Origin of the sequence: Halobacterium sp. DL1 (assembly GCA_000230955.3) — an archaeon.
Taxonomy (GTDB): domain Archaea; phylum Halobacteriota; class Halobacteria; order Halobacteriales; family Halobacteriaceae; genus Halobacterium.
On record CP007060.1, the window covers coordinates 2,519,327 to 2,534,780 of the forward strand.

A 15,454-nucleotide genomic window follows, 5' to 3' on the forward strand; every position below is an offset into this window, starting at 1 on the left:
GGCCGACCCTGTTCCACTCGCATCAGCGTTCTGCCACCCGTCGGAAGACACATTACCCAGTAGCGTCGGACTGTTGGGCATGAACCGCCGTAGATTCCTCGGAGGAGCGGGCGTCGTTGGGCTCGGGGCGCTCGCTGGCTGTAGTAGTGCTGTCGGCACTGTCGCGCCGCCGGACGTCCCGCAGGCGGAGATCGACGAGGGCGGCTGGGAACGGACGGACAAGACGGAGCAGACGGTCTTCGAGGAGTCCTACGGCCCGGTCACCATCACCGGGAAGTCGACGACGCTGACGTTCGCCGACGAGGCGCTCGCCGCCGAGGTCTCCGAGAAGACGCTCGACCAGATCGACGGCACGCTCGCCATCTTCGCGGCCTCCCACATCAACTTCTCTCCAGACCTCAACAACCTGCCCGGTGGCGTCGGTCAGAAGGAGGTCGTCGAGCAGGCTGAGACCGCCGCGCGCGAACAGTTCAAGCAACGGATGCGCGACCAGGGACTCGAGAACGTCCAGGAGACCGGTGAGGAGCCCTTCCAGACGGACTCCGGGGCGAGCCCGGGGCTCGCCACGTTCACCGCCGAGTTCCCGGTCGGGAAGATGGCGTACGACACCGGCGAGGAGACGTTCAACATCGACGTGGGCACCATCGAGGTCGCGGGCGACCTCGCGGTGTGGAACGTCGGCGACTACGTCGTCGTGGCGGGTGGGGCCTACCCCGCCGAGAGCTTCGCGACGACGACGACCAAGGAGCTCTCCGAGGCCATCAGCGTGACCGTCGACATCGACCTCGGACTGACGCCCGGGGAGTACCGCCAGGAAGTGCGGAGCCTCATCGCCGGCACACAATGACGACGTGGCAGTCGTTGTTCGAGCGCGCGGCCGAGTACGACGTCGACGTCGAGGACGTGCGAGACGCCCTTTCTGAACGTCGCGATGAGTGACGTCGACCCGGCCCGCGTCGTCGCCGGCGCCGACGTGCTCGCCGCCGACCTGTTCGTCGACGGCGACGCTCGGCGGGCGCTTGACCACGTCCGCTCGCACTCGTGGGTCGGACTCGTCGCGAGCGAGCCGCTACTCGACGACGCTGCCGCGATCGTCGAGGAACTCGGCGGCGCTGCACTGGCGGCCGACTGGAGAGAGAAGGTCGAAGCGACGGCGACGCTCGTCGAGCACCCAGCGGGCGACCACCCGGCGCTCGCGGTGGCCTACCACGGGAACGCCGCCCACCTACTCACGTACGACGAGGACCTGCAGTCGGCGCGGACGGGGATGGAGCTACAGAAGCGCGTTGACGTGAGCGTGAAGTCGCCGACGGCGTTCGCGGCCATCTTCGACCCCGAGCGGCTCTACTCGGCAGTGGTCGGCGGGGAGTATCCCGGTCCGGACCACGACCCGCGGGACTGAGGGGCTGACAGGTGGCGCGCGACTCGCTCCCGGGCCGGTGCGCCGCCGGTTTCCGCGTCGCCGACCCGGGCTGTTCTCAGGTCACCCGCCGGGTTAGTCCCGGCTTCCCACTTGAATCTCAGCGTTCGGCGAGCCAGTCGGCGAGTTTCGCGAGCGCGCGGCCGCGGTGGCTGAGCGCGTTCTTCTCGGCGGTGTCCATCTCGGCGAACGTCTCGCCGTCGTGTTCGAAGATGGGGTCGTAGCCGAACCCACCGTCCCCCCGCGGTTCGACCAGTCGGCCCTGGACGGCCCCCGAGAACGTCTCGGTGGTGTCGCCGTCGGTGAACGCCACGACGCAACGGAACGCGCTCCGGCGGTTCTCCAGGGACTCCGCGAGGTTCCAGACGCGCTCGACACCCAGCGTGTCCTCGACGTACGCGGAGTACGGGCCGGGGAAGCCGTCGAGTGCGCGGACGAACAACCCCGCGTCGTCCACGATGACGGGCACGTCGGCGTCCTGGTCCTCGTAGGCCTCCTCGGCGCCGCGGGCGGCGATGGTGTCGAGGCTGACGCTCTGCACCTCGGTGTAGTCGTAGTCGAACTGTTCGACGTCGTAGACGTCCTCGAGATACTGCTCGGCCTCCCGGACCTTCCCGGGGTTCGTCGTGACGAACCGGAGCGTGCGCATGTGCTCCGCGTCGCGGGCCAGGGAATTGGGTGCGTCGATTCAGTCGTCGTCGACGACGACTTCGACCGCTTCGTCTCGCGTATCCCCGTCGTCGTCCCCTTGCTGTTGCTGCCACAGCAGTCCCCCGGCGACCGCGAGCACGATCCAGGACCGCCAGTTCGCCAGGTTCAGCGTGTAGCCGACGCCGAACGGCTTGTCCACGAGCATTCCCTCGCCCGGCTGCCAGTACGAGGAGAGCATCCGGCTGATGCTGGGTCGCTCGAAGTTGTACGGCACTCCGAACAGTTCACCGCGCGTCGATTTCTCTGCCATGGGCGGACCTTCGGCGTGACGGCCCAAATCAGTTTGGGGCGGCCTGGTAGCGGCCTCGGCCCTCGATAGCCCGCAACTGGTCGACGACGCTCTCCACCCCGTGTTCCAGGTAGGCCGCCTCGAAGGCGGTGGCGAGCGCGTCGGCGTCGTCGGCGGTGCCCGCGAGACTCTGCTCGAAGACGTGGCAGTCCATCGCGTAGTCCTCCTCGTCGTCCGTGTAGTAGCCGAGGCCGAAGTCGATGAGGTAGGTGCGGTCGTCGCTCGCGTTCGCCGCTCGTTCGTCCCGTGACGTCTGCGACGTCACGCGCACGTTCCGAGTGGTCGGGTCGCCGTGGACGAACCCGGCCCGGTGGATGGTTGCGAGGTGGCGGCCGACGTCCCGCACCCGGGATTCGGTGAGCGCGTCCCGGAGGTCGGCATCCCCGACGCGCTGGAGCGTGAGCGTCGCCTTCGGCACGTCGACGTCCCACACGAGCGGCGTCGGCACGCCGTGGCGCCGCGCTTCGCTCGTGAGTCGTGCTTCTAGGACGGTGCGGTCCCGCCGCAGTCGGGCGTCCAGCGTCTCGTGGCGGTAGGTCTTCGGGAGGCGGGTCTTCACCACGCGGTCGTCCTCGAAGGTGATCGTCGCCTCCGCGCCCTGTACGACGTCGCCGTCCCGGAGTGGCGGCGGGTCCGGTCCCCGCCACGTCACGGGCACCTCGTCCGGCCGGAAGTTCGAGTCGATACCGGAGTCCTCGATAGCGAGCGTATCGCCCGCCGCGGCCATCTTCGCGCCGAGCACCGCTATCATCCCCGCGTTGTCCCGCAGGAATCGGGGTTCGGGCGCGAAGAACTCCGCGCCGCGCTGCTCACACATCGACGCGAGCATCCCCCGAAGGCGGTCGTTCTGGCCGACGCCGCCGCCGAGGACGAGTTCGTCGCGGCCGGTCAGCGAGAGCGCGCGTTCGGCGACTTCGGTCAGCATCGCGAAGACGTGCTCCTCCAGGCCGCGACAGACGTTCTCCACCCGTTCGCCGTCGTCGTACGCTGCCTTGGCGGCGCTCATGATGCCCGAAAAGGAGAAATCCATCCCCTTCACGACGTACGGGAGGTCGGTGTACTCGCCCTCCTTCGCGTGGGCCTCGACCTTCGGGCCGCCGGGGTGGGTCCAGCCGACGTGGCGCGTGAACTTGTCGAGGGCGTTGCCGACGCCGGTGTCCATCGTCTCCCCGAGCACGCGGTAGCGGCCGTTCCGGTAGGCGAGGACGTGGGCGTTCGCGCCGCTGGCGTTCAGGCAGACCGGCGAGTCGAACCCCGAACGGTGGCGCCCGACCTCCAGATGCGCGACCATGTGGTTGACGCCGACCAGCGGCACGTCCAGGGTCTGGGCGAGCGCGCGCGCTGCGGAGCCGACGATGCGCAAGCAGGGTCCGAGACCCGGCCCGCGGGAGAAGGCGACTGCGTCGACGTCGCCGTCGCTCTCGTCGAGGATGGTTTCGACGACGGAGGGAACCGCCGACCGCATGTGTTCTGCGGCCTCTCTCGGGTGGATGCCACCGCTCTCGGGCTGGTAGGCACTCGACTCGATGAGGACAGAATCAGTCCCGGAATCGTAGAGGGCGGCGCTCGCACACCAGGCGGTTCCCTCGATTCCGAGAACGCGCATCTACCGCGCTACTCCCACTCGGTGTAGCCGCACTTCCCGCAGTGCTTGCGGTCACCGTGGTCCGCGAGGAACGTGTCGCCACAGCGGGGGCAGTGTTCTCGGGCCTCCTGGCCGTCGTCGTCGTAGTAGTCACCGCGGGGCATTATTCGGCCTCCTCCGCTTCGCTGTCGGCGTCCTCGCCGATCTTGTTGCGCTTGAGCATGTGCTCGTGTTCGACCTCGGCGGCCTCCTCGGGGGAGTCGTACACCTTCGACCGGCCGACGGTCTGGCGCATCCCGAACTTCGTATTCAGGTTGTGGACGACGACCTCCTCGGAGTCCTTGTCCAGTTTCGCGGCGAGGCTGTCCCGCACGGAGAGGCGGGACGGCGTCTCCTCGTCGTGTTTGATCTCGAATTTGACCTCGGTCCGGTGGAGCAGCGGGTTCTCCTCCTGCTCCAGAATTTCGATTTCCATGGTCAGTTGTGTGTACATGGACGCGAAATCAGTAAAAGGATTTCGAAGGGACTGTCGGGCGCTCGAACCCGAAACTCAGTCGAGAACCGCCCAGAACTCCTCGGTCGTCTCTAGCAACTTGGCCAGTTCTCGGGCCCGCGCCTTCGTCTCGCTGTCGACGTTCACCAGCACCATCCCCTCGTTCGGCTGGCCGTAGACGACGCTCGCGCCCGTCGGCGACGCGAGCACTGCTGGGAGCGTCGCGAGGTCCTCCTCGCCGGCGACGGTGACGAGCGTCGACCCGTCGGCGTCGATGGCGTCGACGAGCGCTTCCAGCAGTTCGTCGGATACCGTCGCGGGCTCGCTCGCGACCTCGACCTCGCGGTCGGCGTCGGGCACGCCACTGCGGACTTCCTCCGATGCCTCCTCGCGCTTGGTCTTCCCGTCGACGAGTGCGACTTTCGGCGGCGCGCCCGCTGCGACGAGGTGGTAGGTGACGACGTCGCCTACCGCGATGACCGGGTCGCCAGCGTCCGCGAGCAGTCGCTCGGCGTCCTGGTAGACGGGTCCGAGGGGGTCCTTGAACGCGCCGCGCGCGTCCGGCGGCAGCGTGGCGACCGGTCGGGGCACGCTATCTGACTTTCAGCGCGTACTCGCCCGACTCCGCGACCTCCATCTTCTCGGCAATCTCGGACTGCTCGGGGTGCGTGATGACCACGTAGCCCGCCCAGTCCTCGGTGAGACTCGTCGAGGAGCAGTACGGACACATCTCCTCGTCGGGCTCGACGATGTGGTGGCAGTCGTGGCAGGCGAGACGGTTCGATGCCATTACTCGGCCTCCTGGTTCTGCTCCTGTTGCTCGCGGTCGGCCCGGAGCCAGCCGTGCTTCCCGAGCCCGGGCTGTTTCGCGGTCAGCCCGATCTTCGATTCGCGCGGGTTGCGCTCGTCGATGCTCTTCGTGACGATTCGCGCCCGCACCGCGTCGCCGGTGCCGATGACGCTGTTGGACTCGCGGGACGCGAGCTGCTGGTTCTCCTCGTCGAACGCGAGGTACTCGTCGGAGATCTGGGAGACGTGCAGCAGGCCGTCGACCGGCCCGATGCCGACGAAGGCGCCGAAGCTGACGACCTCGACGATCTCGCCGTCGACGACCTCCTGCATCTCGGGGTCGAACGTGACCGCGTCGAACTCGGCATCGTAGTAGACGCCGGGTCGACTCGGCAGCACCGCGCCGTCACCGAGGTCGTGGACCTCCGTGACGGTGACGATGCTCCCGATGTCCTCGTCCATCCGTCCCTCTAGTTTGTCCTGTAACAGCCGCTTCACGAGGTCCGGCCCCACGTCTCCGAGGTGCTGGGGCGGAACCTCCACCGTGTCCTTCAGCCGTGCTCGCTTGTACATCTATGGTTGAGTGATAGTCAGTTGATTCCGACCCCTTAAATGAATTACCGGGACGCCCGCGTCGAGCAGGCGCTCCTTCAGGGGGCCGTCGTTCGTGACGACTGCGTCCACGTCGCCCCGCGTGGCGAGTCCGTAGATCGCGTCGTCGGCGTACGGTTCCTCGGTCTCCACGGCGTCACAGCGGGTCGCCAGGTCCGCCCCCACGCTCGCGGCTTTCCCCTCCTCGCCGCCGCGTTCGGCGAGTTTCGAGAGCTCCGCGACGACGCAGTCGGGCACGACGGCGTCGTAGCTGCCGAGGGTGCGGTCGAGTTCCTCGAAGAGGCGAACCCCGACCTCCACCGGCATCATCAGCGCGTTGGCGTCCATGGCGACTCGGGTCACTCCGTGAGCGTTCCCACGCCGATGAGCCGCCAGCGGGCGCCCACGCGGCGGTTGATGGCGATCTTCGCGCCCGGCGGCGCGCACACCGGCCGCTTGAGTTCTACCTCGCACTCGTCCTCACGGGCACTCGTCACCGCCCCGACGGTCGTCGCGGTGCCGACGGTGAGCATCAGCGGCTCACCGGTGGAGATGTCCTCGATCTCCTCGCCCTCTTCGGCGCCGACGAGGCGCTCGAGCAGGTCGACGTCCATCGTGAAGGAGTTCCACGTCGGCGGGAGCGTGCCGGGCGGGCCGGCGACCTGTCCCGCGAGCGCGTCGCCCTTCGTGAGACTCGGGTCGAGACCCGTGCCGACGCCGAGCAGGCCGCCCGGCGACACCGAGTCGACCGTCTCGCCGCCCGCCTGGAGGCTCCGGACGTCCGTGCTGACCGAGCGCCACTCCGTCTGGCCGCCCTCGTCGACCTCGCGGCCGGGGCGGAGTTCGATCTCCTCGTCGACCTCGAGTTCGCCGGCGACGAGACTGCCGCCGAGCACGCCGCCGGTCAGGCCGTCCCAGGTCGTGCCCGGGCGGTTGATGTCGAACGACCGCGCGACGTACATCTGGGCGTCCGCGTCGGGGTCCCGCTCGGGCGTGGGGATCTCCGACTGGAGCGCGTCGATGACGAGGTCGATGTTGATCTCCTGTTCGGCGGAGATAGGGACGATGGGCGCGCCCTCCGCGACCGTGCCCTCGACGAACTCCTGGATCTGCTCGTAGTTCTCGCGGGCCTGCTCGGCGTCCACGAGGTCGATCTTGTTCTGCGCGATGACGATGTTCTCGATGCCGATGATGTCCAGCGCCATCAGGTGCTCCTCAGTCTGGGGCTGAGGGACGGGTTCGTTGGCGCCGACGACCAGCACCGCGCCGTCCATCAGGGACGCCCCCGAGAGCATCGTCGCCATCAGCGTCTCGTGGCCGGGCGCGTCGACGAAGGAGACGGTCCGCAGTACCTCCGTCTCCGTCTCGTGGTCCGGGCACGTCTCTTCGACCGTGTAACACTCGGGCTCGTCGCAGTCGGGACACCGGCGCAGCGTGGCGTCGGCGTATCCGAGGCGGATGGAGATACCGCGTTTCATCTCCTCGGAGTGCTGGTCAGTCCACTCACCGCTGAGTGCGCGGACCAGCGTCGTCTTGCCGTGGTCCACGTGGCCGACCAGTCCGATGTTCACCTCCGGTTGTCGGTGGTTGTCTGCCATGTTCACAGAGTAATCTTGCGTGAATTTCGCCCCGAACGACTGATAAACCTACTGTTACAGAGGCGGCCGAGACGCCCCCGCGGGCGCCGAGACGCGGCCCTCGGCAGTCGGCGGTCTCCGGCCGCCGGGGACGCGGCGTTTAACCGGGCCGGCCGCCTACGCCGGCCCGTGCGAGAGTTCGGCTTCGAACTGCGGCTGTGCGCCCACCTCGAAGCAGCGGGCGTGCCGGGCGTCGGGGACGCTGGCGTCGTCTCGCGGCAGCTCGGCACGAGCGTCCACGCCGCCGGCGGCCGCATCGTGGACACCGTCTGCGTGCTCCCGGGGCCACAGTTCGACGCACGGACCGAACTCACCAGCGAGACGATTCCGCCCGCGATCCTCGACGGCGACGTGCGCGTCGGCCAGTGGACCCGCGTCACCCGCGCCTTCGACGGGCCGCCGGAGCGCGCCCGCTCGCTTGCCGAGCGCGGCGCCGACACGGGGTTCCTCGACCTCACCCGGCGGAGCGGCCAGCACGTCGTCCGGCAGACCGCGCGCTACCCTGACTGGGTCGGCGGCCTCGTCGGCGTGGAGAACAAACCCGATCTCGGCCGCCCCGGCGACCTGCGACTCCAGATGCGCCACGACGCCAGTCTCGGGGTCCTCGACTACGCCGTCCTCGCCACCGCGTCCCACGTCACGCGCGCCCACCTGAATCGGCTTCCAGACGAGGTGGGCGTCTGGCGCGTCGACTTCGACAGCGAGGACCCAGTCGAAGTCGTCCGCGAACCGCAGCGACTCGACGCGGCGGGACCGGGTCTGGAGGTGCTCGACGAACAGCCCGGACGGACGGACGTGCAACCCGTGACCGCCGCCGAGAAGGCCCGCCAGCGCCGCAGCGTTGCCGAGCGCGCGTACGGCAAGGGGTGGAGAACGTTCGACCTCCCGGCCTGCACGGAGGCTTCCACTGGCGAAGGCGACACCACGCTCCCGTTCTGCGCGTTCAAGGACCGTCTCGTGGATGCTGCCGCGGAGTGCGGCCCGGACTGCCCGGGCTACGCCGAAGCGGACCCGCCGGAGACGGACCTCGACAGCGAGCGCGAGGCGGCGACGGCGTGGCGTGCGGACGCGGGCGGCCGCAGGAGGCAGTCCGGTCTCGACCAGTTCTGAGCGGATTCACGGAGAAGTGGCTACGCATCGAGAGAGCGCTTCGATAGCCCACGCCAGGCGGGTTCTGTCTTCTACGTCACGAGGCCACCAGCGACTGAACGTCTTACGGTGCATCGGTCAGATATGGAACGTCTCGCCGTCCACCGCCAGCGCGTCGTCGAACGCCTCGTCGACGGGGTAGAAGTGTGAGACGTGGACGAGTCGGGTCTGGCTGGCACCCAGGTCGTCGGCGAGCGCCAGCGCGCCCTCTCTCGTCATGTGCTTGGTTCCGAACGTGCGCGGAACCCCGTTGTCACCCTCGTGCTGGCCGCCCGCGGGGTGGTACTCGCAGAGGTGTGCGGGCACGATGCCGTCGGCGAGCAGGAGGTCGGGGTCTCGCATCGCGTCCCTGGATTCCTCGGGAATCGCGTACGTGGTGTCGCCCGAGAGCACGAGTTTCGCCCCGCCGCGCTCGACCACCACGCCGTAGCACAGCAGCGGCGGGTGGTCGACCGGAACCAGCGTCACGTCGAAGCCGGCGGCCTCGAAGGACTCGTGCGGCGAGACGGCGCGGGGATGGACGTTGTCGAGGTAGTCGTACTTCCGGGCGACCGTCTCGGCGACGGACTCCCCCGTCTCCGGGTCCGTCTCGTCGGCGGCGTACACCGGCAGGTCGTCGAAGAGGCGGTAGGCGTTCCCGAGGCCGTCGAGGTGGTCGAAGTGGACGTGTGTGACGACGCCGGCGTCCGGAAGCGGGACGTCCTCGCGGAGGAACTGCGTCCGGAAATCTGGACTAAAATCGAGGAGGAGGGAGTCGCCGCTGTCGGCTTCGACGTGGACGGAGAAGCGCGTGCGTTCGACGCCGCGCTCGACCGCCGCCCGGCAGGTGTCGCAGTCACACCCCGGCGTCGGGGTGCCCGTCGTGTCGCCGGTGCCGAGCAGCGTGACTCGCATCAGTGGTCGTGCGCGTGGTCGTGGTCGTGTCCCTCGTGACTCTCCGCGGTGGTGCCGTCCTCGAGTGCGTCCTCGAGCGTGTCGAGGTTCCGGAGGTGGTCGCGGTCCTCGAAGTCCTCGACGGCGGCCATGAGGTCCTCCTGGGTGAGCGTGCGGCGGTCCTCGACGAGCGCGTCGAGGACGGCCTCGCGGAGCACCAGTCGGAGGTCGCTGCCCGTGAGGCCCTCCGTCTGGGCGGCGACAGCGGCCGGGTCGAACTCCGCGATGTCGAGTTCCCGGGTGACGAGCGCGAGGATGTCCGCGCGCATCGCCTCGTCGGGCCGCGGGAAGGAGAGAATCTCGTCGAAGCGACGCCACGCCGCGGCATCGAGTTCGTCCGGGTGGTTGGTCGCGCCAATGAGCAGCACGTCGTCGTTGACGAGGCTCACCTCGTCGATGCTCTTCAGGAGCGTGTTGACGGCGCGCTTGATGGCGTTGTGCTCGTCGCCCGTGCGCGTGGTGGCGACGAAGTCGAACTCGTCCATGAAGAGGATGCACGGCGAGAGCCGTTTCGCCACCTCGAACACCTTCTCGACGTTCTTCGCCGTCTCGCCGAGATACTGGCTCGTGATCATCGAGAGCTTCACCTCGACGAACGGGAGGTCGAGCTGGTGGGCGAGCCCGCGCGCGGTCGAGGTCTTCCCCGTCCCCGGCGGCCCGACGAAGAGGAGCTTCCCGATCTCGCTGAGCCCGATTGTGGCGAGGTAGTCGCGGTGCTCGATGGCCTTCGCCACCTTCGACATCTCCTCCTCCTGCTCCTCCGTGAGCACGATGTCGTCGAGGGTGACGTCGATCTCCGCGGGGGAGCGCACCTCCACGAGGTCGAGCATCTCCTCGTCCTCCTCGTCGAAGTACTCCGCGAGCAGGCCGTCGATCCACTTCCGGTCGGCCTGCACGGAGCGGTTGTCCGTTCGTGCGGTCTCGTAGTCTACACCGAAGTCCTCGCCCATGACGAACGCCAGCGCGGGGTTGTCGTGGACCCGCTCCGCGTCGGCTCGCTCGGCGAACCAGTCGATCGCCATGTCGTCGTCGACGAGTTGCATACTGCCCGCGAACGTGTCGCGGTCGGTGAACATCAGCCCGGACACCGCCTCCCAGGGGTCCTCGACGCCGGCAGCCTCGCTGACTGCCTCCTCGGTCGCCTGTGGCGGCCGCGGAACGCCGTCGTTCTCCCAGAGTGCGCTGCGGTGTGCGGGCGGTAGGTCGTTCTCGTCGAGTTCCCGGTGCTGGTCGTAGACGCGGGCCGTGAGCAGGAATTCGACGACGTCGAGCGCCTCAGTCACTATCCGGGAACTATCCACCCGGGCGGCTTAAGAGCGTCGCAGTCGTCCCGGGAGTTTCTGGTCAGCCAGTCGCGTTCGCTCGAACGTAGAACACCACCGGCTGGCCGTGCTGGTAGCCCTGGTGGACGGTTCTGGTGTAGCCGCGCTCCGCGAGGTCCACCTCGAGGTTCTGCTCGTCGGACTCCAGCGTGACGACGACCGGCGGGTCGTGTTCGATAATCTCCTCGGACTGCATCGTGCTGGAGACGTTCGCGTCGTAGATGCCGAAGTACCACGGCAGCGGCAGGCGACTGAACCAGCCCTGGTAGCCGCCGCCCGTGTCCGTCTCGTTGTCGTAGTTGTCGATGCGCAGCGTCTTCTCCACCCCGAGTTCGTTCGGCGAGTAGTACTCCTCGCCGTAGAACATCACGTCCACGCCGTCGTTGGTCGCCGACACCTCGCGAATCTCCGCGAGCGTCGGCTGCATCTCCCCGGAGGGCTGGGCGTACTGGACGAGCGGGTTGTCCGGCCCCTGGGCGTTCGCGTAGGACGTCTGTGCCGCCACGGCACCCGTTCCGGCGGCCGCGACGAGCAACACGACGGCGGCGGCGCGGGCCTGCGCGGTGTTGCCGGCGGCGAGGGCGCGGCGGCCGTGGTCGAAGACGAGCGCGGCGCCGACGCCCGCGGGCACCGCCAGCGGGACGAGCGCGTTGACCATCGTCCACCCCGCCGTGATGTCCGACACCGCGGGGTAGCCGAAGACGGAGAACGCGCCCCAGTAGAAGCAGAACGCGACGACGGCCCGCGGCTGTTCGGTGGCGTAGCGGTCGTAGAGGAAGCCCAGCAGTGCGAACGACACGAGCGCGAGACCACCCACCCCCAACACAGTGAGGTCGTGTTTCAGGAACGCGATGTAGGAGTGGGCCTGCATCCCCGTCGACCCCCAGAGCCCGGCGAACTCGTCGTAGGTGCCGAGCGTGGCCGCGCGCAGCACCTCGGGGACCAGGTCGGGGTTCGTGAACATCCGGTAGAAGTCGGGCTTCGGCGCGTAGAACGAGACGACGACGACGGCGAACTCGACGGCGGCCAGCGAGAGGTGGAGTTTGTAGCGCCACGCGTCACGGAGCGCACTGCGGGCGTACGTTCTGGCCGTTTCGTACCGCGACGCGTCGTCGCTCGCGCCCGCGAGCACGAGCCGGCCGTCGAAGACGAGGACGAGCGCGCCCAGCCAGCAGACTGGGTAGAGCAGGCTGTTCTCCTTGGTGGTGAACGCGAGCGCGAACGGGAGCGCGCCGGCGTAGAGGTAGCGGGCCTTCCCGGTGGAGAGCGCGCGGAGGAACAGGCCGAGCGCGGTGAGCATGAACGCCGCGAGCAGCAGGTCGTTGCGCATGAACCGCGAGTAGTAGAGCAGGACGGGGTTGGCCGCGAGGAAGACGCCGACGGCGACCATCTCCGTCCCGCGCAGGTGGTCGCGGTAGAGCCACGCAGCGAGCGGCAGCAGGCCGCCAACGAGCGCGACGACGAGACGCATCGCGAAGTCCGAGGGTCCGAGCAGGTCGAAGACGATGCCGTTGACGTGCGGGAGGAACGGCCCGTGGATGATGGCGCGGTACTCCCAGCCGCCGACGTCCATGTAGTGGCGGATCCAGTCGGCGACTCGCGCCTCGTCCTGGTGGGCGACCCGCCAGCCGAGCGCCCAGAGGCGTGCGACCAGTGCGACTGCGACGACTCCGAGGAGGGCTGCGACGACTCGGATGCGTCCGCCCGAGTCGCCCCGCGGCCGTGACATACCCTTGTTGTCGGGCCGACGTGGGTAAACGCTTTCCGGAGTGGGTGGACGAACGAAGTGAGTCCACCGAATACACGAGCGGGGAGCACAGCGACCCGCGAGGTGCGCACACGGAGCACGTTGACGCGAACGGCGACCAGCGGGAACCGTGAGCAGTATTCTCTACGACCGGGAGGCCCCCGCGGCTGAGACGCTCGATAAACAGCGAGCGACTGGCGTCCGGTTGTGAGAGGTTTATGGTTCGTCGTCCGCCACGTCATAGTATGGCAAGTGAGAGCACTCCGGTCGTCGCGGCGGCCTACCGAACCCCCCAGGGGAAGGAAGGCGGCGCCTTCGCCGACACCCGCAGCGAGGACCTCTCGGTCCCGCTCATCGACCACATTCTCGCGGAGAACGGACTCACGAGCGACCACATCGACGACCTCCAGTGGGGGGTCGCCCAGCAGCGCGGCGAGCAGGACAACAACGTCGCGCGGGTCATCGCGCTCCTCTCGGACCTCGGCGAGGACGTGCCCGCGGCGTCGGTCAACCGCTGGTGTGCGTCCTCGATGGAGGCCATCATGCGCGCCGCCGACTCCATCACGGCGGGGCAGCGCGACGCCATCATCGCGGGCGGCGTCGAGAACATGAGTCGCGTCCCGATGGACGGCAACTCCTACGAGCACCTCCACCCCCGACTCGCGGAGCTGTACAACGTCCCCCAGCTCCAGATGGGGATGACCGCCGAAGAGGTCGCCGAGCGCTACGAGATCAGCCGCGAGCAGCAGGACGAGTACGCCCTCCAGTCCCAGCAGCGCGCGGCCGACGCCACCGACTCCGGGCGCTTCGACGACCAGATTGTGCCCATCGAGACCGACAGCGGTCTCGTCGAGGAGGACGAGGGTATCCGCCGCGACACGTCGATGGAGGCGCTGAGCCAGCTCCCGACGGTGTTCAGGAGCGACGGCACGGTGACGCCCGGCAACGCCAGCCAGATATCCGATGGCGCGGCCGCGACGCTCGTCACCAGCGAGGCGTTCGCCGAGGACCACGGCCTCGACGTGCTCGCGTACGTGGGCGACCACAACGTCACGGGCGTCGACCCCGAGGTCATGGGCATCGGCCCGGTCCCCGCCACGAGGGAACTCCTCGACCGCACGGGCGAGGACATCGACGAGTTCGACGTCGTGGAACTCAACGAGGCGTTCGCGTCCCAGACCGTCTACGCCCGCGACGAACTCGGCGTCGACAACGAGAAGTTCAACGTCAACGGCGGCGCCATCGCGCTCGGCCACCCGCTCGGCGCGAGCGGCGCGCGCCTCCCCGTCACCCTGATTCACGAACTCATCGAGCGCGACGCCGACAAGGGTCTCGCGACGCTCTGCGTCGGCTTCGGCCAGGGCGCGGCCATCACCTTCGAGCGGTAACGCGACACAGTCACTTTTTGGCGGAGATTTTCCGAGGGAGCAACGCGCGGAGCGAAGTGACGCGCCTCGGACTGTGCGAACGGTGAGCAACGCGAACCGTGAGCAGAGCGACCGAGAGAAAAGGTCCTCGCGCCAGGGCGCGGCCATCACCTTCGAGCGGTAAGACCGCACTCCCCCTCACGGCCGTGAGCGTATCCTAGCTGTCACTTATTTCGGCCTGGCGCGCGTTAGCCAGTGACGTGACCCGCTCGCGAACGGTGGGCCTGTTCGTCGTCGTGACGCTCGTCTTCGGAACGGCGTTTCCGGCGGTCAAGACCGGGCTCTCCGACATCCCACCACTGCTGTTCGCCGCGGGTCGGAGCTACGTCGCCGCCGCCGTCCTGCTCGTCTACGTGGGTGCGACGGTGGAGTACCGGAGCCCGCAGTCGCGTGAGGACTGGCAGGCCGTCCTCGCGGGGGGCGCGTTCCTCATCGGCGGGTCCGGGTTCGCGTTCGTCGGCCAGCAGTTCATCACGAGCGGCGTGGCCGCCGTCATCTTCAGTCTCTCGCCCATCGTCACGGCGCTGCTCGCCTGGGCTCTGCTCCCGGCGGAGCGACTGGTCGGCCGCGACTACCTCGGTGTGGTGCTGGGCTTCCTCGGCGTGGCGATACTCCTCAGACCGGACCCGGCGAGCCTCCTCGACCCGGCCGTCGTCGGGAAGGCGCTCGTCCTGACCGGGGTGAGTACCGTCGCGTTCGGGGCCGTACTCGTCCGTCGGAGTGGGTCCGCGATGCCAGTGCCGGCGCTGACCGCCTGGTCGATGGTCGTCGGGGCGACGATACAGGGGACGTTCGCGTTCGCGGTCGGGGAGTCCCTGGCGAGTGTCCGGCCGACTCCGCTGGCGGTCGTGTCGGTGGTCTACCTCGGTCTCTTCGCCGGTGCCATCGGGTTCGTGCTCTACCTCACGCTGATGGGGGAGGTGGGCGCGCTGAAGGCGAACCTCGTGACCTACCTCACGCCCGTCGTCGCGCTCGTCCTCGGGTGGCTGCTGCTCGGGGAGCGCGTCGAGGCGGTGACGCTGCTCGGGTTCGCCGTCATCGCCGCCGGGTTCGTGCTCCTCGAGAGCCGGGAGTTGGCCGCGGAACTGGCGAAGTACCGTAGCCTGTACCGGTGAGCGCGTCGCTGACTCGGATTTCGGAGTTTGGCGAACTCAGCCACGTCTCCCACCGTCGAAGACGACCCCGACGACGAGGCCCACCAGAACCGCCGCCGAACCGGAGCGGCGACTGGAACAGTGCTGTCCGGCGCAGCCGAATCCGGCTCCTTCGGCGTCCCGCCGGTCGACGGTCGGTGGAGTCACGATAGCCGAGACACCGTAGCCAGATAGGGATGTGTTCACGTGACAGTGGCGTCCCGAGCC

The 15,454-nt window shown here is 68.6% G+C and carries 19 protein-coding genes; 6 read left to right on the forward strand and 13 right to left on the reverse strand.

The window, feature by feature from the left end:
• Nucleotides 1–79: 79 nt before the first annotated feature.
• The 3 genes from HALDL1_15090 to HALDL1_15100 are packed head-to-tail and all read left to right on the forward strand — an operon-like array spanning nt 80 to nt 1,402.
• On the forward strand, nt 80–847 hold the full coding sequence (locus HALDL1_15090; GenBank protein AHG04764.1) for a hypothetical protein: 768 nt from the start codon (nt 80–82) through the stop codon (nt 845–847).
• Nucleotides 844–939 carry a hypothetical protein gene (locus HALDL1_15095; GenBank protein AHG04765.1) on the forward strand — a complete coding sequence of 32 codons (96 nt, stop codon included), beginning with the start codon at nt 844–846 and terminating at the stop codon, nt 937–939. The genes HALDL1_15090 and HALDL1_15095 overlap by 4 nt, the downstream gene beginning before the upstream one ends.
• Nucleotides 932–1,402, forward strand: a complete 471-nt coding sequence (locus tag HALDL1_15100) for a hypothetical protein (GenBank protein AHG04766.1) — start codon at nt 932–934, stop codon at nt 1,400–1,402. Before HALDL1_15095 ends, HALDL1_15100 begins: the two co-directional genes overlap by 8 nt.
• A 118-nt stretch (nt 1,403–1,520) precedes the next feature.
• On the opposite strand, the gene HALDL1_15105 is transcribed toward HALDL1_15100, so the two are convergent.
• The 10 genes from HALDL1_15105 to HALDL1_15150 all read right to left on the reverse strand — a co-directional run bounded on the left by HALDL1_15105 (nt 1,521) and on the right by HALDL1_15150 (nt 7,476).
• A complete protein-coding gene (locus HALDL1_15105; protein AHG04767.1) occupies nt 1,521–2,069 on the reverse strand; it encodes a deoxyribonucleotide triphosphate pyrophosphatase in 549 nt (182 codons plus the stop codon).
• Between the two features lie 39 nt (nt 2,070–2,108).
• Nucleotides 2,109–2,381, reverse strand: a complete 273-nt coding sequence (locus HALDL1_15110; protein AHG04768.1) for a hypothetical protein — start codon at nt 2,379–2,381, stop codon at nt 2,109–2,111.
• A 28-nt stretch (nt 2,382–2,409) separates the two neighbouring features.
• Nucleotides 2,410–4,026, reverse strand: coding sequence for a serine/threonine-protein kinase (locus HALDL1_15115; GenBank protein ID AHG04769.1), 1,617 nt, complete (start codon nt 4,024–4,026; stop codon nt 2,410–2,412).
• A gap of 8 nt (nt 4,027–4,034) precedes the next feature.
• Nucleotides 4,035–4,169: a 30S ribosomal protein S27 gene (locus HALDL1_15120; protein ID AHG04770.1), complete on the reverse strand. Its 135-nt coding sequence runs from the start codon at nt 4,167–4,169 to the stop codon at nt 4,035–4,037.
• Complete coding sequence (gene rps24e / locus HALDL1_15125; protein AHG04771.1) at nt 4,169–4,480, reverse strand: 30S ribosomal protein S24; 312 nt, start codon at nt 4,478–4,480, stop codon at nt 4,169–4,171. Before rps24e ends, HALDL1_15120 begins: the two co-directional genes overlap by 1 nt.
• A gap of 75 nt (nt 4,481–4,555) precedes the next feature.
• Nucleotides 4,556–5,089 carry a hypothetical protein gene (locus tag HALDL1_15130; GenBank protein ID AHG04772.1) on the reverse strand — a complete coding sequence of 178 codons (534 nt, stop codon included), beginning with the start codon at nt 5,087–5,089 and terminating at the stop codon, nt 4,556–4,558.
• A 1-nt stretch (nt 5,090) separates the two neighbouring features.
• Nucleotides 5,091–5,288: a DNA-directed RNA polymerase subunit E'' gene (locus tag HALDL1_15135; protein AHG04773.1), complete on the reverse strand. Its 198-nt coding sequence runs from the start codon at nt 5,286–5,288 to the stop codon at nt 5,091–5,093.
• Nucleotides 5,288–5,860 carry a DNA-directed RNA polymerase subunit E' gene (locus tag HALDL1_15140; GenBank protein AHG04774.1) on the reverse strand — a complete coding sequence of 191 codons (573 nt, stop codon included), beginning with the start codon at nt 5,858–5,860 and terminating at the stop codon, nt 5,288–5,290. The genes HALDL1_15135 and HALDL1_15140 overlap by 1 nt, the downstream gene beginning before the upstream one ends.
• Nucleotides 5,861–6,241 carry a nucleotide binding protein PINc gene (locus tag HALDL1_15145; GenBank protein ID AHG04775.1) on the reverse strand — a complete coding sequence of 127 codons (381 nt, stop codon included), beginning with the start codon at nt 6,239–6,241 and terminating at the stop codon, nt 5,861–5,863.
• On the reverse strand, nt 6,238–7,476 hold the full coding sequence (locus HALDL1_15150) for a translation initiation factor 2 subunit gamma (GenBank protein AHG04776.1): 1,239 nt from the start codon (nt 7,474–7,476) through the stop codon (nt 6,238–6,240). Before HALDL1_15150 ends, HALDL1_15145 begins: the two co-directional genes overlap by 4 nt.
• A gap of 168 nt (nt 7,477–7,644) precedes the next feature.
• Here HALDL1_15150 and HALDL1_15155 point away from each other — a divergent pair, with 168 nt between their 5' ends.
• Nucleotides 7,645–8,625, forward strand: a complete 981-nt coding sequence (locus HALDL1_15155) for a hypothetical protein (protein ID AHG04777.1) — start codon at nt 7,645–7,647, stop codon at nt 8,623–8,625.
• Between the two features lie 117 nt (nt 8,626–8,742).
• Here HALDL1_15155 and HALDL1_15160 read toward each other — a convergent pair whose 3' ends face one another.
• The 3 genes from HALDL1_15160 to HALDL1_15170 all read right to left on the reverse strand — a co-directional run bounded on the left by HALDL1_15160 (nt 8,743) and on the right by HALDL1_15170 (nt 12,648).
• On the reverse strand, nt 8,743–9,558 hold the full coding sequence (locus HALDL1_15160; GenBank protein ID AHG04778.1) for an ATP-binding protein: 816 nt from the start codon (nt 9,556–9,558) through the stop codon (nt 8,743–8,745).
• Nucleotides 9,558–10,880, reverse strand: a complete 1,323-nt coding sequence (locus tag HALDL1_15165) for an ATPase AAA (protein AHG04779.1) — start codon at nt 10,878–10,880, stop codon at nt 9,558–9,560. Before HALDL1_15165 ends, HALDL1_15160 begins: the two co-directional genes overlap by 1 nt.
• Before the next feature lie 61 nt (nt 10,881–10,941).
• Nucleotides 10,942–12,648 carry a hypothetical protein gene (locus tag HALDL1_15170; protein ID AHG04780.1) on the reverse strand — a complete coding sequence of 569 codons (1,707 nt, stop codon included), beginning with the start codon at nt 12,646–12,648 and terminating at the stop codon, nt 10,942–10,944.
• A gap of 263 nt (nt 12,649–12,911) precedes the next feature.
• Here HALDL1_15170 and HALDL1_15175 point away from each other — a divergent pair, with 263 nt between their 5' ends.
• Nucleotides 12,912–14,054: an acetyl-CoA acetyltransferase gene (locus HALDL1_15175; protein ID AHG04781.1), complete on the forward strand. Its 1,143-nt coding sequence runs from the start codon at nt 12,912–12,914 to the stop codon at nt 14,052–14,054.
• Between the two features lie 239 nt (nt 14,055–14,293).
• The gene (locus HALDL1_15180) at nt 14,294–15,208 is read left to right on the forward strand and encodes a multidrug transporter (protein AHG04782.1); all 915 of its coding nucleotides are present in this window, start codon (nt 14,294–14,296) and stop codon (nt 15,206–15,208) included.
• Nucleotides 15,209–15,454 lie beyond the last annotated feature (246 nt).

What these genes read in the sequence shown, in the direction of transcription:
- HALDL1_15090 (AHG04764.1), top strand. Translation starts at nt 80, where the DNA reads ATGAACCGCCGTAGATTCCTCGGAGGAGCGGGCGTCGTTGGGCTCGGG.
- HALDL1_15095 (AHG04765.1), top strand. Translation starts at nt 844, where the DNA reads ATGACGACGTGGCAGTCGTTGTTCGAGCGCGCGGCCGAGTACGACGTC.
- HALDL1_15100 (AHG04766.1), top strand. Translation starts at nt 932, where the DNA reads ATGAGTGACGTCGACCCGGCCCGCGTCGTCGCCGGCGCCGACGTGCTC.
- HALDL1_15105 (AHG04767.1), bottom strand. Translation starts at nt 2,069, where the DNA reads ATGCGCACGCTCCGGTTCGTCACGACGAACCCCGGGAAGGTCCGGGAG.
- HALDL1_15110 (AHG04768.1), bottom strand. Translation starts at nt 2,381, where the DNA reads ATGGCAGAGAAATCGACGCGCGGTGAACTGTTCGGAGTGCCGTACAAC.
- HALDL1_15115 (AHG04769.1), bottom strand. Translation starts at nt 4,026, where the DNA reads ATGCGCGTTCTCGGAATCGAGGGAACCGCCTGGTGTGCGAGCGCCGCC.
- HALDL1_15120 (AHG04770.1), bottom strand. Translation starts at nt 4,169, where the DNA reads ATGCCCCGCGGTGACTACTACGACGACGACGGCCAGGAGGCCCGAGAA.
- rps24e (AHG04771.1), bottom strand. Translation starts at nt 4,480, where the DNA reads ATGGAAATCGAAATTCTGGAGCAGGAGGAGAACCCGCTGCTCCACCGG.
- HALDL1_15135 (AHG04773.1), bottom strand. Translation starts at nt 5,288, where the DNA reads ATGGCATCGAACCGTCTCGCCTGCCACGACTGCCACCACATCGTCGAG.
- HALDL1_15140 (AHG04774.1), bottom strand. Translation starts at nt 5,860, where the DNA reads ATGTACAAGCGAGCACGGCTGAAGGACACGGTGGAGGTTCCGCCCCAG.
- HALDL1_15150 (AHG04776.1), bottom strand. Translation starts at nt 7,476, where the DNA reads ATGGCAGACAACCACCGACAACCGGAGGTGAACATCGGACTGGTCGGC.
- HALDL1_15160 (AHG04778.1), bottom strand. Translation starts at nt 9,558, where the DNA reads ATGCGAGTCACGCTGCTCGGCACCGGCGACACGACGGGCACCCCGACG.
- HALDL1_15170 (AHG04780.1), bottom strand. Translation starts at nt 12,648, where the DNA reads ATGTCACGGCCGCGGGGCGACTCGGGCGGACGCATCCGAGTCGTCGCA.
- HALDL1_15175 (AHG04781.1), top strand. Translation starts at nt 12,912, where the DNA reads ATGGCAAGTGAGAGCACTCCGGTCGTCGCGGCGGCCTACCGAACCCCC.